The organism is Pseudomonas sp. MWU16-30322, from assembly GCF_020515535.1.
Taxonomy (GTDB): Bacteria; Pseudomonadota; Gammaproteobacteria; order Pseudomonadales; family Pseudomonadaceae; genus Aquipseudomonas; species Aquipseudomonas fluorescens_H.
The window spans coordinates 14,672-34,804 of record NZ_JAIWYL010000017.1 but is presented as its reverse complement, the minus strand read 5'-3'; the positions used below and the strand labels follow the sequence as shown (position 1 = coordinate 34,804).

At 59.5% G+C, this 20,133-nt stretch carries 24 protein-coding genes; 15 read left to right on the top strand and 9 right to left on the bottom strand.

What is annotated here, in order from left to right; all coding sequences use genetic code 11:
• Positions 1-23 precede the first annotated feature (23 nt).
• Both LCH64_RS27290 and LCH64_RS27285 read left to right on the top strand, forming a co-directional pair.
• On the top strand, positions 24-566 hold the full coding sequence (locus LCH64_RS27290) for an exonuclease domain-containing protein (protein WP_226501863.1): 543 nt from the start codon (positions 24-26) through the stop codon (positions 564-566).
• Between the two features lie 114 nt (positions 567-680).
• Positions 681-965 carry a pyrimidine/purine nucleoside phosphorylase gene (locus LCH64_RS27285; protein ID WP_003226701.1) on the top strand — a complete coding sequence of 95 codons (285 nt, stop codon included), beginning with the start codon at positions 681-683 and terminating at the stop codon, positions 963-965.
• Between the two features lie 71 nt (positions 966-1,036).
• On the opposite strand, the gene LCH64_RS27280 is transcribed toward LCH64_RS27285, so the two are convergent.
• Positions 1,037-1,843, bottom strand: coding sequence for an MOSC domain-containing protein (locus LCH64_RS27280; RefSeq protein ID WP_003226703.1), 807 nt, complete (start codon positions 1,841-1,843; stop codon positions 1,037-1,039).
• A 189-nt stretch (positions 1,844-2,032) separates the two neighbouring features.
• Entirely contained in the window at positions 2,033-2,968 is a 936-nt protein-coding gene (locus tag LCH64_RS27275; protein WP_003226705.1) for a chemotaxis protein CheV, read from the bottom strand.
• 454 nt (positions 2,969-3,422) lie between these two features.
• Here LCH64_RS27275 and LCH64_RS27270 point away from each other — a divergent pair, with 454 nt between their 5' ends.
• From LCH64_RS27270 to LCH64_RS27260, 3 genes are all read left to right on the top strand, one after another.
• Entirely contained in the window at positions 3,423-3,893 is a 471-nt protein-coding gene (locus LCH64_RS27270) for a hypothetical protein (protein WP_103483810.1), read from the top strand.
• Positions 3,894-4,384: 491 nt separating this feature from the next.
• Positions 4,385-5,278, top strand: coding sequence for a sensor histidine kinase (locus LCH64_RS27265; RefSeq protein ID WP_226501896.1), 894 nt, complete (start codon positions 4,385-4,387; stop codon positions 5,276-5,278).
• A complete protein-coding gene (locus LCH64_RS27260; protein WP_003226712.1) occupies positions 5,275-5,934 on the top strand; it encodes a response regulator transcription factor in 660 nt (219 codons plus the stop codon). Before LCH64_RS27265 ends, LCH64_RS27260 begins: the two co-directional genes overlap by 4 nt.
• Here LCH64_RS27260 and yegS read toward each other — a convergent pair.
• Positions 5,918-6,835, bottom strand: a complete 918-nt coding sequence (yegS, locus tag LCH64_RS27255; protein ID WP_226501862.1) for a lipid kinase YegS — start codon at positions 6,833-6,835, stop codon at positions 5,918-5,920. The two genes, LCH64_RS27260 and yegS, sit on opposite strands and share 17 nt — an antisense overlap.
• Before the next feature lie 318 nt (positions 6,836-7,153).
• Between yegS and LCH64_RS27250 the strand changes: the two genes are divergently transcribed.
• Positions 7,154-7,462 (top strand): hypothetical protein, encoded by a 309-nt coding sequence (locus tag LCH64_RS27250; RefSeq protein WP_177434688.1) that lies wholly within the window; start codon positions 7,154-7,156, stop codon positions 7,460-7,462.
• Between the two features lie 58 nt (positions 7,463-7,520).
• On the opposite strand, the gene glp is transcribed toward LCH64_RS27250, so the two are convergent.
• Both glp and moaB read right to left on the bottom strand, forming a co-directional pair.
• The gene (gene glp, locus LCH64_RS27245) at positions 7,521-8,747 is read right to left on the bottom strand and encodes a gephyrin-like molybdotransferase Glp (RefSeq protein ID WP_226501861.1); all 1,227 of its coding nucleotides are present in this window, start codon (positions 8,745-8,747) and stop codon (positions 7,521-7,523) included.
• Positions 8,731-9,270 (bottom strand): molybdenum cofactor biosynthesis protein B, encoded by a 540-nt coding sequence (gene moaB, locus LCH64_RS27240; protein WP_003226719.1) that lies wholly within the window; start codon positions 9,268-9,270, stop codon positions 8,731-8,733. Before moaB ends, glp begins: the two co-directional genes overlap by 17 nt.
• 82 nt (positions 9,271-9,352) lie before the next feature.
• Between moaB and mobA the strand changes: the two genes are divergently transcribed.
• Both mobA and LCH64_RS27230 read left to right on the top strand, forming a co-directional pair.
• Positions 9,353-9,955 carry a molybdenum cofactor guanylyltransferase MobA gene (gene mobA / locus LCH64_RS27235; RefSeq protein ID WP_226501860.1) on the top strand — a complete coding sequence of 201 codons (603 nt, stop codon included), beginning with the start codon at positions 9,353-9,355 and terminating at the stop codon, positions 9,953-9,955.
• Positions 9,956-10,032: 77 nt separating this feature from the next.
• The gene (locus LCH64_RS27230) at positions 10,033-10,254 is read left to right on the top strand and encodes a YgdI/YgdR family lipoprotein (protein ID WP_003226722.1); all 222 of its coding nucleotides are present in this window, start codon (positions 10,033-10,035) and stop codon (positions 10,252-10,254) included.
• 77 nt (positions 10,255-10,331) lie between these two features.
• Here the strand turns inward: LCH64_RS27230 and LCH64_RS27225 are convergent, their stop codons facing one another.
• From LCH64_RS27225 to LCH64_RS27215, 3 genes are all read right to left on the bottom strand, one after another.
• Complete coding sequence (locus LCH64_RS27225; protein ID WP_226501859.1) at positions 10,332-11,222, bottom strand: pseudouridine synthase; 891 nt, start codon at positions 11,220-11,222, stop codon at positions 10,332-10,334.
• Positions 11,223-11,302: 80 nt separating this feature from the next.
• Positions 11,303-11,620 carry a transcriptional regulator gene (locus tag LCH64_RS27220; protein WP_226501858.1) on the bottom strand — a complete coding sequence of 106 codons (318 nt, stop codon included), beginning with the start codon at positions 11,618-11,620 and terminating at the stop codon, positions 11,303-11,305.
• A 144-nt stretch (positions 11,621-11,764) separates the two neighbouring features.
• A complete protein-coding gene (locus tag LCH64_RS27215) occupies positions 11,765-12,001 on the bottom strand; it encodes a glutaredoxin family protein (protein ID WP_226501857.1) in 237 nt (78 codons plus the stop codon).
• Between the two features lie 201 nt (positions 12,002-12,202).
• Between LCH64_RS27215 and LCH64_RS27210 the strand changes: the two genes are divergently transcribed.
• A complete protein-coding gene (locus LCH64_RS27210; protein WP_003226730.1) occupies positions 12,203-13,915 on the top strand; it encodes a monovalent cation:proton antiporter-2 (CPA2) family protein in 1,713 nt (570 codons plus the stop codon).
• On the opposite strand, the gene LCH64_RS27205 is transcribed toward LCH64_RS27210, so the two are convergent.
• Positions 13,912-15,120: an ammonium transporter gene (locus LCH64_RS27205; protein ID WP_226501856.1), complete on the bottom strand. Its 1,209-nt coding sequence runs from the start codon at positions 15,118-15,120 to the stop codon at positions 13,912-13,914. The two genes, LCH64_RS27210 and LCH64_RS27205, sit on opposite strands and share 4 nt — an antisense overlap.
• A 305-nt stretch (positions 15,121-15,425) precedes the next feature.
• Between LCH64_RS27205 and LCH64_RS27200 the strand changes: the two genes are divergently transcribed.
• From LCH64_RS27200 to LCH64_RS27175, 6 genes are all read left to right on the top strand, one after another.
• Complete coding sequence (locus LCH64_RS27200; RefSeq protein WP_003226733.1) at positions 15,426-15,740, top strand: DUF883 family protein; 315 nt, start codon at positions 15,426-15,428, stop codon at positions 15,738-15,740.
• 2 nt (positions 15,741-15,742) lie between these two features.
• Positions 15,743-16,129, top strand: a complete 387-nt coding sequence (locus LCH64_RS27195) for a phage holin family protein (protein ID WP_003226735.1) — start codon at positions 15,743-15,745, stop codon at positions 16,127-16,129.
• Positions 16,126-16,464 carry a hypothetical protein gene (locus tag LCH64_RS27190; protein ID WP_226501855.1) on the top strand — a complete coding sequence of 113 codons (339 nt, stop codon included), beginning with the start codon at positions 16,126-16,128 and terminating at the stop codon, positions 16,462-16,464. The genes LCH64_RS27195 and LCH64_RS27190 overlap by 4 nt, the downstream gene beginning before the upstream one ends.
• 123 nt (positions 16,465-16,587) lie before the next feature.
• Positions 16,588-17,751 carry an EAL domain-containing protein gene (locus LCH64_RS27185; RefSeq protein WP_226501854.1) on the top strand — a complete coding sequence of 388 codons (1,164 nt, stop codon included), beginning with the start codon at positions 16,588-16,590 and terminating at the stop codon, positions 17,749-17,751.
• Between the two features lie 76 nt (positions 17,752-17,827).
• Entirely contained in the window at positions 17,828-19,156 is a 1,329-nt protein-coding gene (locus LCH64_RS27180; protein ID WP_003226741.1) for a deoxyguanosinetriphosphate triphosphohydrolase, read from the top strand.
• Between the two features lie 347 nt (positions 19,157-19,503).
• Positions 19,504-20,130: a response regulator transcription factor gene (locus LCH64_RS27175; RefSeq protein ID WP_003226744.1), complete on the top strand. Its 627-nt coding sequence runs from the start codon at positions 19,504-19,506 to the stop codon at positions 20,128-20,130.
• The last annotated feature ends 3 nt before the right edge of the window (positions 20,131-20,133 follow it).

Sequence of the window (20,133 nt, the reverse complement as noted above, 5' to 3'; positions counted from 1 at the left end):
ACGCGTAAATCAGGAAACCTGCGATGCCCCATTGGCTGGTCATTGATCTGGAAGCCACCACAGATGAAGGTGGCTGGCCGGTTACGGAAATGGAAATCATCGAAATCGGCGCGACGCTGGTCGATCGTGCCGGTCGCGAGCAGGATCACTTTCAGCGGTTCGTCAAACCGACCCGGCGGCCATTGCTGACGCCGTTCTGTCGGGAGCTCACACACATCACCCAAGCCAACATCGACGCCGCGCAGCCGTTGAGCGATGTCTGGCCGGCGTTCGAACGCTGGCTCGGACAACACCAGACGCGCCTCGAGGGCTGGGCCAGTTGGGGCGATTACGACCGCAAGCAATTGCTCCAGGAGTGGCAACGCCTGCAACTCGACAGCGTACTGAGCCGGGTGCAGCACATGAACCTCAAACAGCGCTTTGCCAAGGCGCGGCGACTGGAACGACCGTTGGGTCTGAACGGTGCGCTGCAACTGGCCGGCATGCAGTTCAGCGGTCAACAGCATCGGGCCCTGGAAGATGCGCGCAACACCGCGCGGTTGCTGCCGCTGGTCTTGCCACTCTGAAGTCAGGGCGAGAACTCGCCGGACACGCCCCGGGCAGGTGACGGCGCCGGGAGCCTTGTGCATACTGGCCGGCCCTTTTTAACCCTTTTAAGCCCCATTCAAGAGGAATCGCCCATGTTCAAAGTCAACGAGTACTTCGACGGCACCGTCAAGTCGATCGCTTTTGGCACCGCTGAAGGTCCGGCGACCATCGGCGTCATGGCCCCGGGCGAATACGAATTCGGCACCGCTCAGCGCGAAATCATGCACGTGGTCTCCGGCGCACTGACCGTCAAGCTGCCGGACAGCAGCGACTGGGAAACCTTCGCTGCCGGCAGCCAGTTCAACGTACCGGCCAACAGCAAGTTCCAGCTGAAAGTCGCTGTTGATACCGCTTACCTGTGCGAATACCGCGGCTAAGCCCACGGCTTTTCCCGGTGCAAAAAAATGCCCGTGTCCATGGACACGGGCATTTTCATTTCTGGCCTCGATTATTCGAGGATTTCCACCGGCATACCGACTTCCAGTCGACCATTGCTGTCGTTGACCAGATTCTGCCCGAACATCGCGCCATCGGCCTGGGCGCGGTACTTCTGCAAGGTCGCCAGCGGTTCGCGATCGGCACTGCGCTCCCCGGTCTGCGGATCGATGGTGGTCAGGATGCAGCGCGAGCAAGGCTTGACCACCCGGAATTCGACAGCGCCGATGCGAATGCGCTTCCAGCCATCTTCGGCGAACGCCGCACTGCCCTCGATCACCAGATTCGGCCGGAAACGCAACATCTCCAGCGGTCGTCCGACCTTTTGCACCAGATCCTGCAACGACGCCTCACCAATCAGCAATAGCGGGAAACCGTCGGCGAATGCCACCTGATCATCCTCGCGGCCATAACCGGCCTGCGTCATGCGCGCGCGATCAAGTGGCACCTGCACCAGACGGGTTGGCTTGCCGATGAAATCGCTGACCCAGCGGGCCGCTTCATCACCGGCATCCGGCACGCGCAGGGTGTCACGCCAGATGGTCACGCCGCGCAGCTCGGCATCGTCCTCGGGCAACGGGATATCCAGCGCGGTGTGGTCAGGCGCACTGAGGGTCAGACCGCCCTGCGCATTCCACAGCGCCGACAGCTGGCTCATTTTCGCTTCGGCTCGTTGGGTCAGGAAGCGGCCGCTGGCCTCGTCTACCAGCATCCAGCGTCGGTCACCTTCCAGGCCAAGTTTATCCAGGCCAATCGATTGCAGAATCTCGGGCTTGCCGGATTTCAACGGGTAACGATAAAGCGCACTCAGACGCAGCATGTCCAGCTTCCTGATGGGCAAAAAAGCCACCCTATACGAGCTTTATCCGTGAATCAAAAGAGTTTGTGCACTGAAAACCTTGTGGGAGCGAGCCTGCTCGCGAAAGCGGAAACTCATTCAACACATGTGTCGATATGGAATCCGCCCTCGCGAGCAGGCTCGCTCCCACAGGAGGCTGAAGTGTCAGGATCAGGCTGGCACTTCATCGAGCATCAGGCGCTGACGCACCACATCGACCAGTTTGTCCGGCTGGAACTTGGAGAGGAAGTTGTCGCAGCCGACCTTCTTCACCATCGAGTCGTTGAAACTGCCGGACAGCGAAGTGTGCAGTACCACATACAGACCACGCAGGCGCGGGTCGTTGCGGATCTCGGTGGTCAGGCGATAGCCGTCCATTTCCGGCATTTCCGCGTCGGTGAACACCATCAGCAGTTTGTCGGTCATGTTCACCCCGGTATCGGCCCAGGCCTTGAGCATGTTCAGTGCCTTCAGGCCATCACTGGCGATGTGCATCTTCACCCCGAGCTGGCCGAGGGTGTCGCGCAATTGCGACAGCGCCACGTTGGAGTCGTCCACCAGCAGCACTTCGCGGCCGCGGGCACGTTCCAGCACCGGATCGTCGAGCTTGTCACGCGAGACCTTGGCGTTGTACGGGACGATCTCGGCGAGGACTTTCTCGACGTCGATGATTTCCACCAATTGATCGTCAACCTTGCTGATCGCGGTCAGGTAATGCTGGCGCCCGGCGCTGGTCGGCGGCGGCAGAATGGCTTCCCAGTTCATGTTGACGATGCGATCCACGCCACCGACAAGGAAAGCCTGCACCGAACGGTTGTACTCGGTGACGATGATGGTGCTGTTCGGGCCCGGCACCAGCGGACGCATGCCGATCGCCTGGGACAGGTCGATCACCGGCAGCGTCTGGCCGCGCAGGTTGACCACGCCGCAGACAAACGGGTGGCGCTGCGGCATCAGGGTCAGCTTCGGCAATTGCAGAACTTCCTGAACCTTGAACACGTTGATCGCGAACAATTGGCGTCCGGCCAGTCGAAACATGAGAATTTCCAGGCGATTCTCACCCACCAGTTGCGTGCGTTGGTCTACCGTGTCGAGAATGCCGGCCATCAATGACTCCTGGGCTTGTTCTGATGAATTCACTATTGAGGGGTTATCGGCTGTTTATGGCGATTCTTGATCCCCATAGAAATCAGTATCAAAATGCCATACACAGGCATTGATGTCACATTAACATCATGCTTTACTGGCTCGGTGTTTTCATCTGCTACATTCTCTTCTGGCGCGACCACGGTTGGCGTCACAGGTTCCCGCGTGTAAGGGAATCCCCTAGTAACAATCAGGCCCAACCTGATGTTCGCAATATCCAATAGCCATTAATGTGACGCCATTCTCATTGCATGAACGGAGTCAGGCTATTGTGTGCGATCGCAGGTCAGTGGAACCTTACCCTCTGGAAAACCTCAGCCAGTGCACTTGCACGGTGGGGCGCGATCTCCCGACGATTCATGATCGTCGACACACACGGCATTCCCTCATCAGACATGACGCTGTGGAGATAAGCATGCCAATCGACCGCAAAGACTGGGCACAACGCTTCCCCGAATTTCTCGTCGAAGCTGAAACACTCCTGGCCAAGTCCGAAGAATGCCTGAGCCACCTGCAACTGATCAGCAACGACAAGGACGCCATCGACTGCATGCGCAGCACCCTGCTCAAGCTTGCGAGCCGTGCAGAAGCGTTGGCATTGGAGGCGATCTCCGAGTTTTCCCTGCATATTCACAGCCTGCTCGACCACGCGCCGGAACATATCGACCTGCATGCACAGGCTCTGGATGCGCTCAAAGACTGTTTCACCCTGATGGCCTGGCAAATCGAACTGGTCGATCAGAACACTGGCCAGTTGAGCCTGGATGCCAGCGAACAGACCTCCCTGATCGAAGCCTTCGCGTTCCAGGTAGGTCAAGGCGAATTTCAGCCGTCACTTGCGACTCAACCGTTGTCACTCATGTCTTATTCGGAACGGCAGGCCTGATTCAGTGCTGAAATTGCACGAATCCAGATAGCCGATCCGCATCGCTGAATGTCGCAATTGAATAGTTCATACCTGCCAGCGACAAACCGAATTAAATAATCACACCTGACACCAGCGGAAATTTTCCTGCGGCCTCAGGGTTTGCCTGTGTCCGTGTCACGATCAACTTTGAGCAACATCGATATCTATCGAACACAATAAAGCGACTTTTCCATTATGGAACTCACGTCCAACATGGCCTCTTTCATGACTCAATGGACATATATGGCAAACGCGACCAACGGTATCTTAAGTGGTATTATGCCGGCCATTAGTTGCTTTCAATTTAATGGCACAGTGATTCAGTGACAGGCACCCATCGAAGTTTGCGGTCAAATGTCGTTCACTGACCCCGGTTAAAATCAATAACATAATTGACAGCATTTTCAGACAGAGATCCGCCCGCCACCGGCCGGTCTGCCCGCAGCGAACATCTATTGGCTCCATCCGTTATGTACGCCAGCCTCAAGTCAATCACCACATGGCCACCCTCCCGGGAAAATGCACGCCGGTTCACTCTCATATTGTGTGTCAGCGCAGCCGTTGGCAGCTTGCTGACCTACGGTTTTTCGGCGCCACTCTCGCTCGGTCTGCTGCTGTTGAACATCGCCGCCACCGCTTGTGTCTGGGTGCAATATCGGCTGTCACGCAAATCGATCAAGTTCCAGCCTCAGGAGCTCGCCGACCGCTTGCTGGAAGTCCAGGAAAACGAACGGCACCGGCTCAGCCGCGAACTGCACGACGATATCGGTCAGTTGCTGACGGCGGCCAAGCTGCAAAGCGAATGGCTGAAAAGACGTCTGCCGCAAGACCTGCAAGAGCAATGCTCGACACTCTGCGAAACCCTTGAGGAAACCCTGAACAAGGTGCGCGACGTGTCGGCTATCCTCAATCCGCGCCAACTGACCAGCCTCGGGCTGGAGGCCAGTCTGCGTGCGCACTTGCTCAAGACTCTGGCCAACACGCCGGTGCACTGGAGCCTCGATTGCCAGCAGCGGCTCAACGGGATTCCCGAAGAAATGGCAGTCGCCGCCTTTCGCATTGCCCAGGAAGCGGTCACCAACATTCTGCGTCACGCGCAGGCCAGCAACCTGTTGATCCGCGTGCAACGACTGCCGCAAGGCCTGACGCTGTTGATCAGCGACGATGGCCAAGGGTTTGCGCCTGCTGCGGATCCGGGGCGGGAAGGACAGCGCGGCATGGCCGGGATGGCCGAAAGGATCGAACAGTTGGGCGGCACGCTGAGCGTCATCAGCGAGCCGGGCAAAGGTACTCAAATCGAAGCACTATTCCCCTGGGCGCCCCGTGCACTCGAGCGGGCCAGTACGAATAAGGTTATGCGTTGACTTGTAACTTACTTCTGGTGGATGACCACTCGCTGATCAGGGCCGGCGTGCGTGCTCTGGTGCTCGACATTCCCGGTTACGCAGTCGTTGGCGAAGCCAGCGATGGCTCGCAGCTGCTCGAAATGGTCGAGCAACTGGTACCCGATATCGTGTTGCTGGATATCTCGATGAAGGAAACCGGAGGCCTGGAAGCCCTGCAACGGCTCAAGCGCGTGCGGCCACAAAGCAAGGTATTGATCCTGTCGATGCATACCGATCCGGCGCTGATCATGCAGGCACTGGAATCCGGGGCGCACGGTTATCTGCTCAAGGACACGACGGCCACCGAGCTTGAACATGCCCTCGAAGCCCTGCGCAACAACGAACGCTACCTGAGCCCGGCGATCGCCCACACCGTGATCAACCAGGCGCTGACCCGCACGCAGAAAAACCAGCCGGAAGTGGCCGACTCGCACAACCTGACGGCACGCCAGCTGGAAATCCTGCGGTTGATCGTGCGCGGCAAATCCACCCGGGAAATCGCCAACGGTCTGGGCCTGAGCATCAAGACTGTCGAAACCCATCGTTCGCAGATCATGAAACGCCTGCAGATCTACGACGTGGCGGGCCTGGTACTGTTCGCGGTACGCGAGCAGATCATCAGCCTGGACGACTGACCGACCGGGCACTGCCCAACAGCGGCGAATGCTCGGGCAAGTGCACCCGCAATGCTCCCGGACGGGCCTCGAAGCGCAGGCTTTCGCCTGTCAGCGGCTCGCCGTCAAGATTGATGCTCAAGCCCTCGGCGACCTTGATTTCGACCCAGGGCAAGCGGGCGCGCACAAACATGTTATCGAGGCCGAAACCATCGCTGAGCAGATTCTTCAGCGTGCCCACCAACTCCTGTGGCGCGGGCAAAATACTGATGTCCAACAGGCCATCATCCGCCAGCGCCTCCGGGCACAATACGTGTCCACCGCCCGCCTGACGACCGTTGCCGATGCCCAGCGCGAGCAGCTCGCCACGCCAGTGAAAGTCCGGCCCCTGCAGTTCGCCATAGGCCGCGTGCAACTCACTGAAGCGCGATAACCCGGTGAACAGATAGGCGGCCCCGCCCAACACTTTTTTCAGATCCTCGGACGTATTGGCCGTCACCTGGCTACCGAAACCGCCGGTCGCCATGTTGAGGAAAATCTGCCCGCCAACTTCGCCCAGATCAATATCACGCGGCGGTACATCGAGAAGCTCAAGTGCCTCGGCCGGCTCCAGCGGGATCCCCGCCGCGCGGGAAAAATCGTTGGCCGTCCCGAGCGGCAACAGCACCAGACTGGCCTTGTGCGAATGCGCCGCCAGGGCTTCAGCGATATCCCGCAACGTACCATCACCACCCCCGGCGATGATCTGCCGATAACCGCCTGCCAGTGCCTCCTCCACCAGACGCTGAGCGTCACCGGCCTCCCAGGTCAGACGCACCGCCAGCTCCCAGCCCTGCTCACGCTTTGCTTCGACGGCGGCGCGCACCGCCTCATTGAGTGCCTGCTTGCCATGCAAAATCAACAGCGCCCTGCGCTCACTCATAACGGTCACTCCCCACGGTTGAATCGGTATGAAACATCTTGACCTCTCGCACTCGCAAAAAAGCCATGGCAATCCCATTTAATTCAAACGATTGCCTGTTGCAGTCCTACACAGCGGTATTTTTTCTTACGATATGTGAGGAATCGGCTCAATTGACCATACTCGATCATTGATTCACCGTGTGCAGGTGGTATCAATCTTCGATTTAACAACACAAGGACGTGCAGGTAATGAGTGGATACACCCTCGGTGCTGGTGACAGTTGGAATGACGGGAAGGCCAGCGCGCTTACATTTGAAACAGCCGATGGACATTTCCATGTCCAGCCATGAAGCCAAAATTCCAACTAGTCCGATTGTCCCTCTCGGTGAAAGTCGCACCAGTCACAAATCCGATTTCAAAAAAAACGCCAGAACCGCTGGAGAAGTTGATATGGAACCGCGCGTGACCGAACTGGAAACCCACCTCAAATACATTCGTCGCGATATGGACGAAGTCCGCGGGGATGTAAAGACCATCAAGCACCGTCTCGCCTATTCGGCGGGTGCTACGGCGGTGGTCTTGGGATTGTTGGGATGGGTTGCCAACAGCCGGTTCGATCAGTTGGTCACACTGATGAGCCATTGACGGAAGAAATGCAGGCATCGACTCGGTATCGGTCGAGCCTGCAGTCACCAGGCGCGGATCAGCCGAGCAGGTCGCTCAATGGAATGAACCCAACCTCATCGCCTTCTGCCAGCGTACGGCCTTCCAGCACTTCTACCAGGCCATCCGCCCAGGCTGCACTGCGCAGCACACCGGAACTTTGATTGCGGTAAATGACGGCCCGCCCTTGTTCGAGTCGACCGCGCAAGTATTCGCGCCGATTGCCGGCCACAGGCCAGACGAAGCCTGCCGGCACCGTAAACTTCAGAGGTTCTGAATCCTGTACGCCCTGACGCCTCAACAAATAGGGCCGCGCGAGCAGAGCAAAGGTCACCAGAGTCGAAGCAGGGTTACCCGGCAGGCCGATGACCGGCACTTTGCGAAAATGCCCGAAGGTCAGCGGTTTGCCCGGTTTGATTGCCAGTTTCCACAGCGCCAGCTCGCCCTCTTCCCTCAACGCGATGCCAAGAAAATCCGCTTCGCCCACCGAAACGCCGCCGGTCGACAGAATCAGGTCGACATCCTGCAAGTCGCCCAAACGCGCCCGCGTAGTGGCCAGATCGTCCGGAAGAATGCCGGCATCAACTACCTCACAACCCAGGCGCTGCAACCAACTGCACAACACCACCCGATTACTGTTGTAAATCTGCCCCGGCCCCAACGGCTGACCCGGCTCGACCAGTTCATCGCCGGTGGACAGCACCGCGACTCGCACCTTGCGTACAACATTCAGGCCAGCACACCCCAGCGACGCCGCCAGACCTTGCTCGATCGGTCCCAGTCGGGTACCTGCCGCCAGGATCAACTCACCGACAGTGGTTTCCTGCCCCTGCGGGCGAATGTTCTGACCGACACTCATGGTTTCGATGAAGCGCACGCTGCCGTCGGTCAGAACCTCGGCGTTCTCCTGCATTTCCACGCAATCGGCCCCGGCTGGCACTGGCGCACCGGTGAAGATCCGCGCGCAGGTACCGGGCTTCAATGGCTCAGGTGCCTGCCCGGCGAATACTTTCTGGCTGACCGGCAGCGGTTTGCCGGTCCAGTCCGCCAGATTCAGGGCATAACCGTCCATGGCGCTGTTTGGCCAGGGCGGCAGATCCAGAGTCGAAATCAGGTCGTCGCCCAGCACCCGCCCCTCTACTTCAGCCAACGGCAGAAACTCGCGCTCGACAATCGGCGAAGCGTCAGCCATTTCCAGCAGGCGGGCCAGCGCTTCCTCGACAGGCATCAGACTGCCAGTCTTGCCCGGCTTACCCACGGGATTCACAAGGCGCTGCCTGTTTCAGGTGAGGTACGAAATTGCATGGGCGATGCCGAGAGTCCAGCTGTTCGGCGAGAATCCCGTCCCAACCGGTGCGCACCGCATTGGTTGAACCTGGCAGGCAGCACACCAGCGTGCCATTGGCCAGACCGGCCAGAGCTCGCGACTGCACGGTTGACGTACCGATATCAGCCACCGAGATCTGGCGGAACAGTTCACCGAATCCGTCAACCTGCTTGTCGAGCAGACAAGCCACGGCTTCAGGCGTGCTGTCACGCCCGGTAAAACCGGTGCCGCCGGTAATCAACACAACCTGCACCACGTCCTCGGCAATCCAGTGGGCAACTTGCGCGCGGATCTTGTACAGATCATCTTTGAGCAGGACCCGCTCGGCCAGACGGTGGCCGGCAGCGGTCAGACGGTCGACGAAGACCTGGCCTGATGTGTCGGTTTCCAGGGTTCGGGTGTCGCTGACAGTCAGCACCGCAATGTTCAGCGGTGCAAAAGGTACATCGGCCTTGGCTTTCATTAGGCTCGTCCAGTTGTAGGAGAAACAGCCCGGTGTTATATCACAGCGCCCGAATTTTTCGCCGCCCTGCTGGAGAGCTGCCATGACCTCGAATACGCCATTGCCCCCTTGTTCCATTTTGCTCCTGGCAGGCGGACGCGGCCAGCGCATGGGCGGCCAGGACAAAGGGCTGATCGAGTGGCAGGGTGAGCCGCTGATTGCGCACTTGCAGCGCAAGGTCCGGCCGCTGACTGACGATCTGATCATCTCCTGCAATCGCAATCGTGAGCGTTATGCCGCGTACGCCGATCAATTGGTCAGCGATGAAGAGGGCGATTTTCCCGGTCCTCTGGCCGGTATCCTTGCCGGACTCAAAGCCGCCCGCCTGCCGCACTTGCTGGTGCTACCCTGCGATGTGCCGCGAATCGACGCAGCACTGCTGCAGGACATGCGTGAAACCGCCGGCCAGTTTCCTGACAAACCTTTAATGCTGCGTCACGATGACCATTGGGAACCGCTGCTGTGTGTGATTCCGGTCGCGCTGCTGCCCGTGTTCGAAACCGCCTGGAATACCGGCGAACGCAGCCCTGGCCGGGTCATGCGCAACCTCGGCGCGACGGCCCTGCAATGCCCCGACAATGACCCGCGCCTGGCCAACCTGAACACCCCCGAACTGTTAAATGCGCATAACACTGTGTCAGACTGACAGCATTCAAGGAACTCTCACGCCTTGTACACGTCTCAAGCTCAGTAACCAAAGTATTCCCATTCGGAGACACACCCATGACTCAACGGACCCTCGCCACTTTCATGCTCGCACTGGGCCTGGCAACTCTCGCTGGTTGCTCGTCGCCAACAGTGATCACCTTGAATGACGGTCGCGAAATCCAGGCCGTCGACACCCCGAAATACGATGAAGATTCGGGCTTCTACGAGTTCAAACAACTCGACGGCAAAGAGACCCGCATCAACAAGGATCAGGTTCGTACCGTTAAAGAGCTGTAAGCTTTACGTCGACACCGGATACAGAAAAGCCCGCATTAATGCGGGCTTTTTCATGGGAGCGGGGAAAGTGAATGGCTTCACCACTGCAGGGTGATCTGACTTTCGAACTCGCGTTCTTCGCCGGTCACCGGGTCGATAAACCGCAGCCCCTGTGCCAACAGCTTCAACGGATTAGCATAGTCATCCTCAACGTCTTTCAACACATCCGGGTAGAACGGATCGTTACAGATACTCGCCCCTAGCGCGGTCATATGCACCCTTAGCTGATGCTTCTTGCCAGTCACCGGGTACAGGCCGTAGCGCCACAGATCACCATTCTTTTCCCGGACTTCCACCGCCGTTTCAGTATTGGCGACACCTGGGCCTTCCTGCATGCGGAAGAACGGTTCGCCGTCGATCAGGCGACTTTTATGCACCAGGGGAAATTCCAGTTCCGGCAGCGCACGGGCGATCGCTTCATAACGTTTATCGATCTGCCGGGTCGGGAACAACGACTGATAAGCCGAGCGGGTTTGCGGGTTGGCGGAAAAGATCACCAGCCCCGCCGTGTGCCGGTCAATGCGATGCAGTGGCACCAGATGCGGATTATCGAGGCGACGGATCAGACGGCGCAGCAACGTCTGCTCGACGTATTCACCGGCCGGTGTCACCGGCAGAAAATGCGGTTTGTCCGCCACCACCAGATGCTCGTCCGCATACAGGATCGACTCGAGCACCGGAATCGGTTTTTCATCCGGCACTTCGCGGAAGTAGTGAATGCGCAGGCCTTCCTTGTACGGCAGATCCACCGCAATCGGCTGCCCCTGACCATCCAGCACCCGGCCCCGGGCGATTCTGTCCAGCCATTGCTCGCGGCTGATCGCACTGAAATGCTCACACAGGCAATCCAGCACGGTAAGCCACGCACCGGGAGGCAGGTAAAGGGTGCTGGCCTGATTCTGAGCAGCGGAAAATGTTGGTGTGGACATACGGAAATTCGAACCCTCAATGCAGGCCGGCATTATCGAACACTGAGCGCAACGAACCTAGCGCAGAATCTGCGGCCTGCTCAGGCCGGAATCGACTTGAGCGCCGCGGCTTCGGTGAACTCCTTGAGCCAGCGCAGCACATCGACCGCCTCCCAGCGCCCCGGGTCATACAAGGCGTACAGCAAGCCCTGATAACCGACCACATCCAGCTGCTTGTGATAACCGGCACGCTGGAACAGCGCCTCGATCTCGGCAAAACAGATGTTGAAATGCAGTTTGTTGAAAGGCGTCTTGCCCTCCGTGACCAGCCCGTCCAGGCGCAACTCGAGGACCGCCTCGCGCACCACGTCAACCGACATCCGGTTCACGCTGTTCTTCAACTGTTCGACATTGACCACGGTTCGTCCCTCTGACTGCCGGATTCACCTGCTCAAGTCATCAAAAGCAGCAGGTCTTTCCAATTACTGTATGAACATACAGTAACCGAATAAACCCTAGAGTGCCAAGGACTGCCTGTGCAGGAGTGACCAGCGGAACGAGGATCAACGCAGGAAAGCAACCACTTGATCGGCGTCGAAAGGCCAGTCCAACTCGGCCCCGGTATCAATTCGGCGCAGTACCGGAATTCTTAGCCCATAAGACTCAACCAACGGCTCACTTTCAGCGATGTCCACCAGCTCCACCAACAGCCCATGCTCGACAAGCGGCATCAGTTCGGCCTCTGCCAACTCACACAAATGGCATCCCAAGGTGCCGAACAACTGACATTCAGGAGGCATGATCGCTCAACCGGAAAAGTGAGAGTTCATTCTAGGCCTGCCTCGAAAACCCGTCGAGCGACTGCTGCCCGAAGACGCGAACACGGCGGGAAACACGCAAAACCCTGACGCAAATCAGTCCACGGAAAAGCCAATCAGGCGATGCTCCCGGGCTTTTTGCCTCTACGCTTGAGAAGCCTGAGCCTGACATCGGAGTGTCTTGTGTTTGCCAACCTGTTGATCATCCTCGCCTCATCCCTGGTGATGATTGCCCTGTTCCGCCGCCTGCGTTTGCCGCCGGTGCTGGGCTATCTCTGCGTGGGCCTGATGGTGGGACCGACCGCGTTCAACTGGGTCAACGAGAGCGAACACCTGCCGGACGTGGCCGAGTTGGGCGTGGTGTTCCTGCTGTTCTCACTGGGCCTGGAGTTTTCCCTGTCGAAAATGATCGCGCTGCGCCAGGTAGTGTTTCGCCTGGGCAGTCAGCAGGTATTGCTCAGCACCGGGGTGCTCGGGCTGGTACTGATCCTGCTGGGCATGCCGCTGGCCCCGGCAATGTTGCTCGGCGCCGGGCTGTCGTTGTCGTCGACGGCGATTGTCACCAAGGAGTTGAGCAGCCTGGGCGAAGTGTTCAGCAGCCACGGGCAGAACGCAGTCGGGGTCTTGCTGTTTCAGGACGTGGTCGCGGTGTTGTTGCTGACCCTGGTGCCGGTGTTCGCCGGGAGCAGCGCGCAAGCCTGGTACTGGGCCTTGCCGCTGACGCTGGTGAAGACCGTGGTGCTGTTTTTCGGTCTGTTGCTGGCCAGCCGCTGGCTACTGCCACGGCTGTTCCATGAAGTGGCCGCGTCGCGCTCGGCGGAATTGTTCGTGCTGCTGGCGCTGGTGATTGTGCTGCTGACCGCATGGCTGACGCATCTGCTGGGCCTGTCCCCTGCCCTTGGCGCATTTCTGGCCGGGATGCTGCTCGGCGAGAGCCACTATCGCCATCAGATCGAGGCCGACATCCGGCCGTTTCGCGACATCCTGCTCGGGGTGTTTTTCGTCAGCATCGGCATGCTGATCGACCTGCAACTGTTCATCAGTCACAGCGTGCTGATTCTCGGCCTGACCCTCGGCCTGATGCTGATCAAGGGCACGGTCGTCGCACTCCTGATCAAGTGGCGCGGCAGCGATCATGAAACTGCCTGGCGCAGCGGCCTGGCCCTGGCGCAGGGCGGGGAATTCTGCTTCGCCTTGATGGCGCAGATGCAACAGAACCAACTGCTCCCTGCCGAGTTGGGCGCCCTGCTGCTCGCGGCCACCTTCTGCTCGATGCTGCTGACACCGTTGCTGTTGCGCGCCGCGCCGAAAATCGCCGCGCGCCTGCACCGCAAGCCGAACCAGGAGGCACAAATCGAGGAAATCAGCGCCCTCAATGCCGGTCTGGATCAACACGTAGTGATCTGTGGCTACGGCCGAGTCGGCCAGTCCATCGGCCGCTTCATGCGCAATGCCAATCAGCCTTATATCGCGTTGGACAACGATCCGGTGCGCGTGCAGGAAGCCGCGTCCGGCGAAAGCGAGGTGCATTACGGCGACTCGTCACGCGGCGACCTGCTGACCGCGGTCGGACTGTTGCGCGCCCGGCTGCTGGTGATCGCCGTGGATCAGAGCGATGTCAGCCTGCGGATTCTCAAGGAAGCGCGCCGGCTCAATGCACAGATCCCGATTCTGGTGCGCACCCGCGACGATAGCCAATGGGCTGAACTCAAAGCGGCCGGCGCCACCGAAGTGGTGCCGGAGCTGTTGGAATCGAGCCTGATGCTCGCCTCCCACGCCTTGATCATGCTCGGCCTGCCGGCGCATCAGGTGCAGGAGCAGATCGATCAGGTGCGCATCGACCGCTATCGCCTGTTGCACGGGTTTTATCCCGGCGCCGAAGACAAGGAAGCCTAGTCCTGACTCACCGCGCCGATCTTGTGCAGCGACAGGTCGGCGCCGTAATACTCTTGTTCCTGACTCAGGCGCAGGCCGTGCAAGGCCTTGATCACACCGTATACGACGAAGCCGCCGAGCAACGCCACCAACACACCCAGCGCGGTGCCGATCACCTGACTGATCAGGCTGACGCCGCCGAGACCACCCAGCGCAGTCTGGCCAAAGATGCCGCAGGCGATCCCGCCCCACACCCCGCACAAACCGTGCAACGGCCAGACGCCGAGTACATCGTCGATATGCCATTTGACTTGCGCGGCGGTAAAGCACCAGACAAACAGTGCACCGGCAATCGCGCCGGTCACCAGCGCACCCACCGGGTGCATCAGGTCGGAACCGGCGCAGATCGCCACCAGCCCGGCCAACGGACCGTTGTGCAGGAAGCCCGGGTCATTGCGCCCGACGATCAACGCCGCCACCGTGCCGCCGACCATGGCCATCAGCGAGTTGACCGCCACCAGACCGCTGACGCCCTGCAAGGTCTGCGCGCTCATCACGTTGAAGCCGAACCAGCCGACAATCAGAATCCACGAACCCAGCGCCAGAAACGGAATGCTCGACGGTGCGAACGCCACCAGACGCCCGTCGCGATAACGGCCGTTGCGCGGGCCGAGCAGCAAAACCGCCGCCAGTGCCAGCCAGCCGCCCATGGCGTGCACCACCACCGATCCGGCGAAATCATGGAACGCCGCGCCAAAACGTGCCGTCAGCCAGGCCTGCAGACCGAAGTTGCCGTTCCAGACCATGCCCTCGAAAAACGGGTAGATGAACGCCACGATCAGCGCCGTTGCACACAACTGCGGAACGAAGCGCGCACGCTCGGCAATCCCGCCGGAGATGATCGCCGGAATTGCCGCTGCAAACGTCAGCAGGAAGAAAAACTTCACCAGCCCATATCCGTGATCGGCACTCAGCACCGCAGCCGGTTGCATGAAGTTGACCCCATAGGAGATCCAATAGCCTATAAAGAAATAGGCCAAGGTCGAAACGGCAAAGTCGCTGAGGATCTTCGACAGTGCGTTGACCTGGTTCTTCTGGCGCACCGTGCCGACTTCAAGGAAGGCGAAACCGGCGTGCATCGCCAGCACCATCACCGCACCGATCAGAATGAACAACGTGTTGGAGCTGTGAACCAGCGTGTCCACAGCGCTTTGCAGATTTTCCATAAAGAGGCAGACCTGAAGGCTAAAAAGGCACCAAAGCGGTTCGCGCGGACAATTCATGCACCAAGTTGCGACCGGTCGGCCTGCGCATTGAAGCTGCGATGAACCGGTTTGGCGCACAAGGTCGATGTCCTGACACGAACCAGGATTATTTGAGTTAAGGTTTTGCTGCATGTACGCCCGCCAACAGCGCACGGCGGCAGCAGGACGCACCACGACATAGCAAAAGCTGTACCAGTCATTTGTACTGAACCTTCGCGCAAGGCTCATACTCGAACGCTTCAGACGTCACTTACGGAGATCCACCCATGGCCAGCATCAAGGCAAAGACTGCTCAAGAAATCCTGATGAACGACTTCCAGACTCTGGTGGCCGATACCGAACGGTTGCTCGAACACACCGCGTCCCTCGCGGGCGATCAGGCCGATGAGCTGCGTGATCAGATCCACGACAGCCTGTTGCGCGCCCGGGAAACCCTGAAGCTGACCGAAGACACCCTGCGCGATCGCGGTCAGGCGGCGGTCACCGCCACCGAAGACTACGTGTCCGCCAATCCTTGGCAGTCGGTGGGCATCGCCGCCGGGGTGGGCTTCCTGATTGGCCTGCTGGCCACTCGGCGCTGATCATGTCGATCGGCGAATCCGGCCTGGGGTCGGGCACCACCTCCTCCACGCGGCGCCTGGGCGCCGCCGTTCTCGGCCTGCTGCACAGCCATGTCGAACTGTTCGGCATCGAGCTGCAGGAACAGAAAGCACGCACCGTCAGCCTGTTGTTGTTCGCAGGGCTGGCGCTGGTGTTTGCGCTGCTGTTGCTGATCGGCCTGTCTGCCTTGGTGTTGATCCTGCTCTGGGACACTTATCGCCTGGCCGGGATCATCGGCCTGTGCGTGTTCTACGTCCTGGCGGCGGGGTTCTGTGGATTGCGTCTGAAGGCTGCGGTCTTCGATGAATCCTCGCCCTTCCACGGCACCCTGGAAGAATTGGCCAACGATCGGGAGCGCCTGTTGCCATGAGCCTGCCTGAACTGCCACACAACAGCTCGCGCCGGGAAATGCGCAAGGCGCTGATTCGCCTGCGCATGGAAATGCATCGTCAGGAAATCCGCCACGAAGCCGGGCAAGTGCTGCAACCCTTGCAGCGCATGCGGGGGATGAAGCAAAACCTGCAAGACGGCTTCGGCATCAAGCATGCGCCGCTATGGGGCGTGGCCGCCGTCACCCTGCTGGGTTTCATCACCGGCAAAGGCGCAAAAAGCGGTGGCGTCGGCGGGTTGACCCGGCTGATCCGTCTGGGCACCACCCTCGGGCCGCTGATCAGACTGGTGATGCAGAGTTCGGGCAAACGCTGAACCGACGTATCTGGCTGCATTCTTGCAATATCCGGGATTGAACCTCCTTACCCCGAGGTTCAATCCCGCACGCCTATCCGGCCGGCAGGGTTTACCTCGAACAAGAACGACTAAGGAGGCCCCGTGATCGACGGGCAACCGCTCGCCTGCTTTCAACCTTTCATCGATACCGCTACCGGACGAATTGCAGGCGTCGAAGCCCTCGGTCGACTGCGCCAGCCTGACGGCCAACTGGCCTCGGTCGGGCCCTTGTTCGCTGACCCGCGCACACCTGCCATCGCCCTGCGGCGCCTCGACCGCCAGATCCGTGACCACGCCCTGAGCCGACTGCATGAAGCCCCTGCCGAATGGTTTCTGAGCCTGAACATGTCGCCGCGCTGGATCAGTCGCCTGCGCGCGGATCAGCCCCTGCCCAGTCTCAAGCAAATGCTGCGACACGGCGTCGATCCGCAACGCATTGTGTTCGAGATCACTGAACTGGGCGGCAACAGTCAGCGTCTGACCGACGTGGTCGGCCGTTATCGTGAGGCCGGCGCGCGGATTGCCATTGATGATTTCGGTGCCGGTTACTCGCAGCTCGATCGGGTGCTGGCGTTGCAGCCGGACATTCTCAAACTCGACATGCGCCTGTTTCAGGCGGCGGCGCTGGGCGGGCCGAGCAGCGAGGTGGTCAAGGCCCTGGCGCAAATGGCTGAGAAAACCGGCTGCTGGATCATTGCCGAAGGCGTGGAGACCGAAGCGCAGCTGAATTTCGCCCTGGAATGCGGATCACGTTACGTTCAGGGTTTCCTGTTCGCCCGGGCGCAGGAAGCCTTCTATCCGACCGATGCCTTCGTGCAGCGCTTCGCCGAACTGCGTCAGCGGTACGTGCGGCAGAAGCTGGCCGAACGCGGGCGCTTGATGCAGACGCGCCAGCAGCTCGGCGAACTGATGGCGATCCTCCAGAGCTGGGCTCAGGCCCACGCGCCGCTCAGTGCGCTGCCGCAACTCGAAGCCTTCCCGTGGTTGCTGCGGTTCTACCAATGCGACCGGCATGGCACCCAACTCACGCCCAACCTTGAATGGCGGCATAACCGTTGGGTCGCCGACAACCGCTACCTGGGGCACAACTGGTCATGGCGTCCGTACTTCTATCATTTGCTCGCCGAAGGCTGGGAGGAGCGGCGCCTGACCCTGTCCAGCACCTACCGCGATGCCACCAGCAACCAGTATTGCCTGACCGCCGGCCAGTTCTTCGACAACGGCGAACGCCTGCTGCTGATCGACATTGATGCAGCCGGCTTGTAGTTCCGCTTGCAGGGGCGTGGCCGAACCGGGAAGCTAGGGCATTGATCATTCCAGTCACCGACGGAGAGAACCAGCCTTGGATTGGCAGACCCTGCTTAACCGCGAACGCCTTGGAAAGCCGCTGCACAGCCCGCAAGAGCTGGGTCGCAGCCCGTTCCACAAAGACCACGACCGCATCATTTTCTCCGGCGCCTTCCGCCGCCTGGGACGCAAGACCCAGGTGCACCCGGTATCGAGTAACGACCACATCCACACCCGTCTGACCCACTCGCTGGAAGTCAGCTGCGTCGGCCGTTCGCTGGGCATGCGCGTCGGTGAAACCTTGCGCAGCGCCCTGCCCGACTGGTGCGACCCGAGCGACCTGGGCATGGTCGTGCAATCGGCCTGCCTGGCGCATGACATCGGCAATCCACCGTTCGGTCATTCCGGGGAAGACGCGATTCGCCACTGGTTCCAGCAGGCAGCCGGGCGCGGCTGGCTCGACGGCATGAGCGAAGCCGAGCGCGGTGACTTCCTCAATTTCGAAGGCAACGCGCAAGGCTTTCGCGTGCTGACTCAACTTGAGTACCACCAGTTCGACGGTGGCACCCGACTCACCTACGCCACCCTCGGCACCTATCTGAAGTATCCGTGGACCGCCCGTCACGCCGACTCGCTGGGCTACAAGAAACACAAGTTCGGCTGCTACCAGAGTGAATTGCCGCTGCTGGAGCAGATCGCCCACAAACTCGGCCTGCCGCAACTGGAAGACCAGCGCTGGGCGCGGCACCCGTTGGTGTACCTGATGGAGGCGGCCGACGACATCTGCTATGCGTTGATCGACCTCGAAGACGGCCTGGAAATGGAGCTGCTGGAATACGCGGAAGTCGAATCGCTGCTGCTCGGCCTTGTGGGTGACGACCTGCCGGAAACCTATCGCCAGCTCGGCCCGCAGGATTCGCGCCGACGCAAACTGGCGATCCTGCGCGGCAAGGCCATCGAGCACCTGACCAATGCTGCCGCCCGGGCATTCGTCGAGCAACAGGACGCGCTGCTGGCCGGCACGCTGCACGGCGACCTGGTGGAACACATGCACGGCCCGGCCAAACGCTGCGTGCTCAACGCCAAGGACATCGCCCGCAAGAAAATCTTCCAGGACAAGCGCAAGACGCTGCATGAAATCGGCGCCTACACCACGCTGGAAATCCTCCTCAACGCGTTCTGCGGCGCAGCGCTGGAACAACATGGCGGACGCACGCCGTCGTTCAAGAGTCGTCGCATCCTCGATCTGCTGGGCAACAATGCACCTGATCCCCACGGGCCGCTGCACACCTCGTTCCTGCGCATGATCGACTTTATCGCCGGAATGACCGACAGCTACGCCAGCGACATGGCGCTGGAAATGACCGGGCGCTCCAGCCACTGACGGAGCATCTTCCTCAACCGGGTCAGCGCGACTGCCCGGTTGAGTGCCTGATCCATTAAAGCGGCTCTGCGGTATTCAATGACCGCGCAGACCAAACGTAATCCGTTTAACTTCAAAACAACACAGACAAACGCTGTTTCTTCAATACTCTACAAGCAACTTAAAACATTCAGATAAACAAATACTCTAAACACCTCCTTACGCGACATTGAGTTTGGTCGTAGTCAATTTCCCTTTAGGGTGTAGGACTTATCCTATATTGCTGCTAGAGCCATGTGAGTTCATGCGGCCGCTCATTTATCTGAGCTAAGGTGCGCGCTTTATTCGCGCACGTATGGGATTTGATTATGAACTCCGTTTTTATTGTCGATGATCACCCCGTCATCCGACTTGCCGTTCGAATGCTGCTCGAGCATGAAGGTTATAGGGTCGTCGGCGAAACCGATAATGGGGTCGATGCCATGCAGATGGTTCGCGAATGCATGCCCGACCTGATCATCCTCGATATCAGCATCCCCAAGCTCGACGGCCTGGAAGTCCTCGCCCGTTTCAACGCCATGGGCACTCCGCTCAAGACCCTGGTACTGACGGCGCAATGCCCGACACTGTTCGGTATTCGCTGCATGCAGTCCGGCGCGTCCGGTTATGTGTGCAAGGAAGAAGACTTGAGTGAACTGGTCAGCGCCATAAAAGCGGTACTTTCCGGTTACAACTATTTCCCAAGTCAGGCATTGAATCCGGTACGCAGTGACGATGTACGTTACGCCGAACTGGAATTATTCAAAGCCGTGAATGACCGCGAACTCATGGTCCTGCAGTTATTTGCACAGGGGCGGACCAACAAGGAAATTGCCAAAGGCATGTTTCTCAGTAACAAAACCGTCAGCACTTACAAAAAACGCTTGATGCAGAAACTGAAAGCCAGATCCCTGGTGGAACTTATCGAGATGGCCAAACGCAACGCGCTAGTGTGAGAG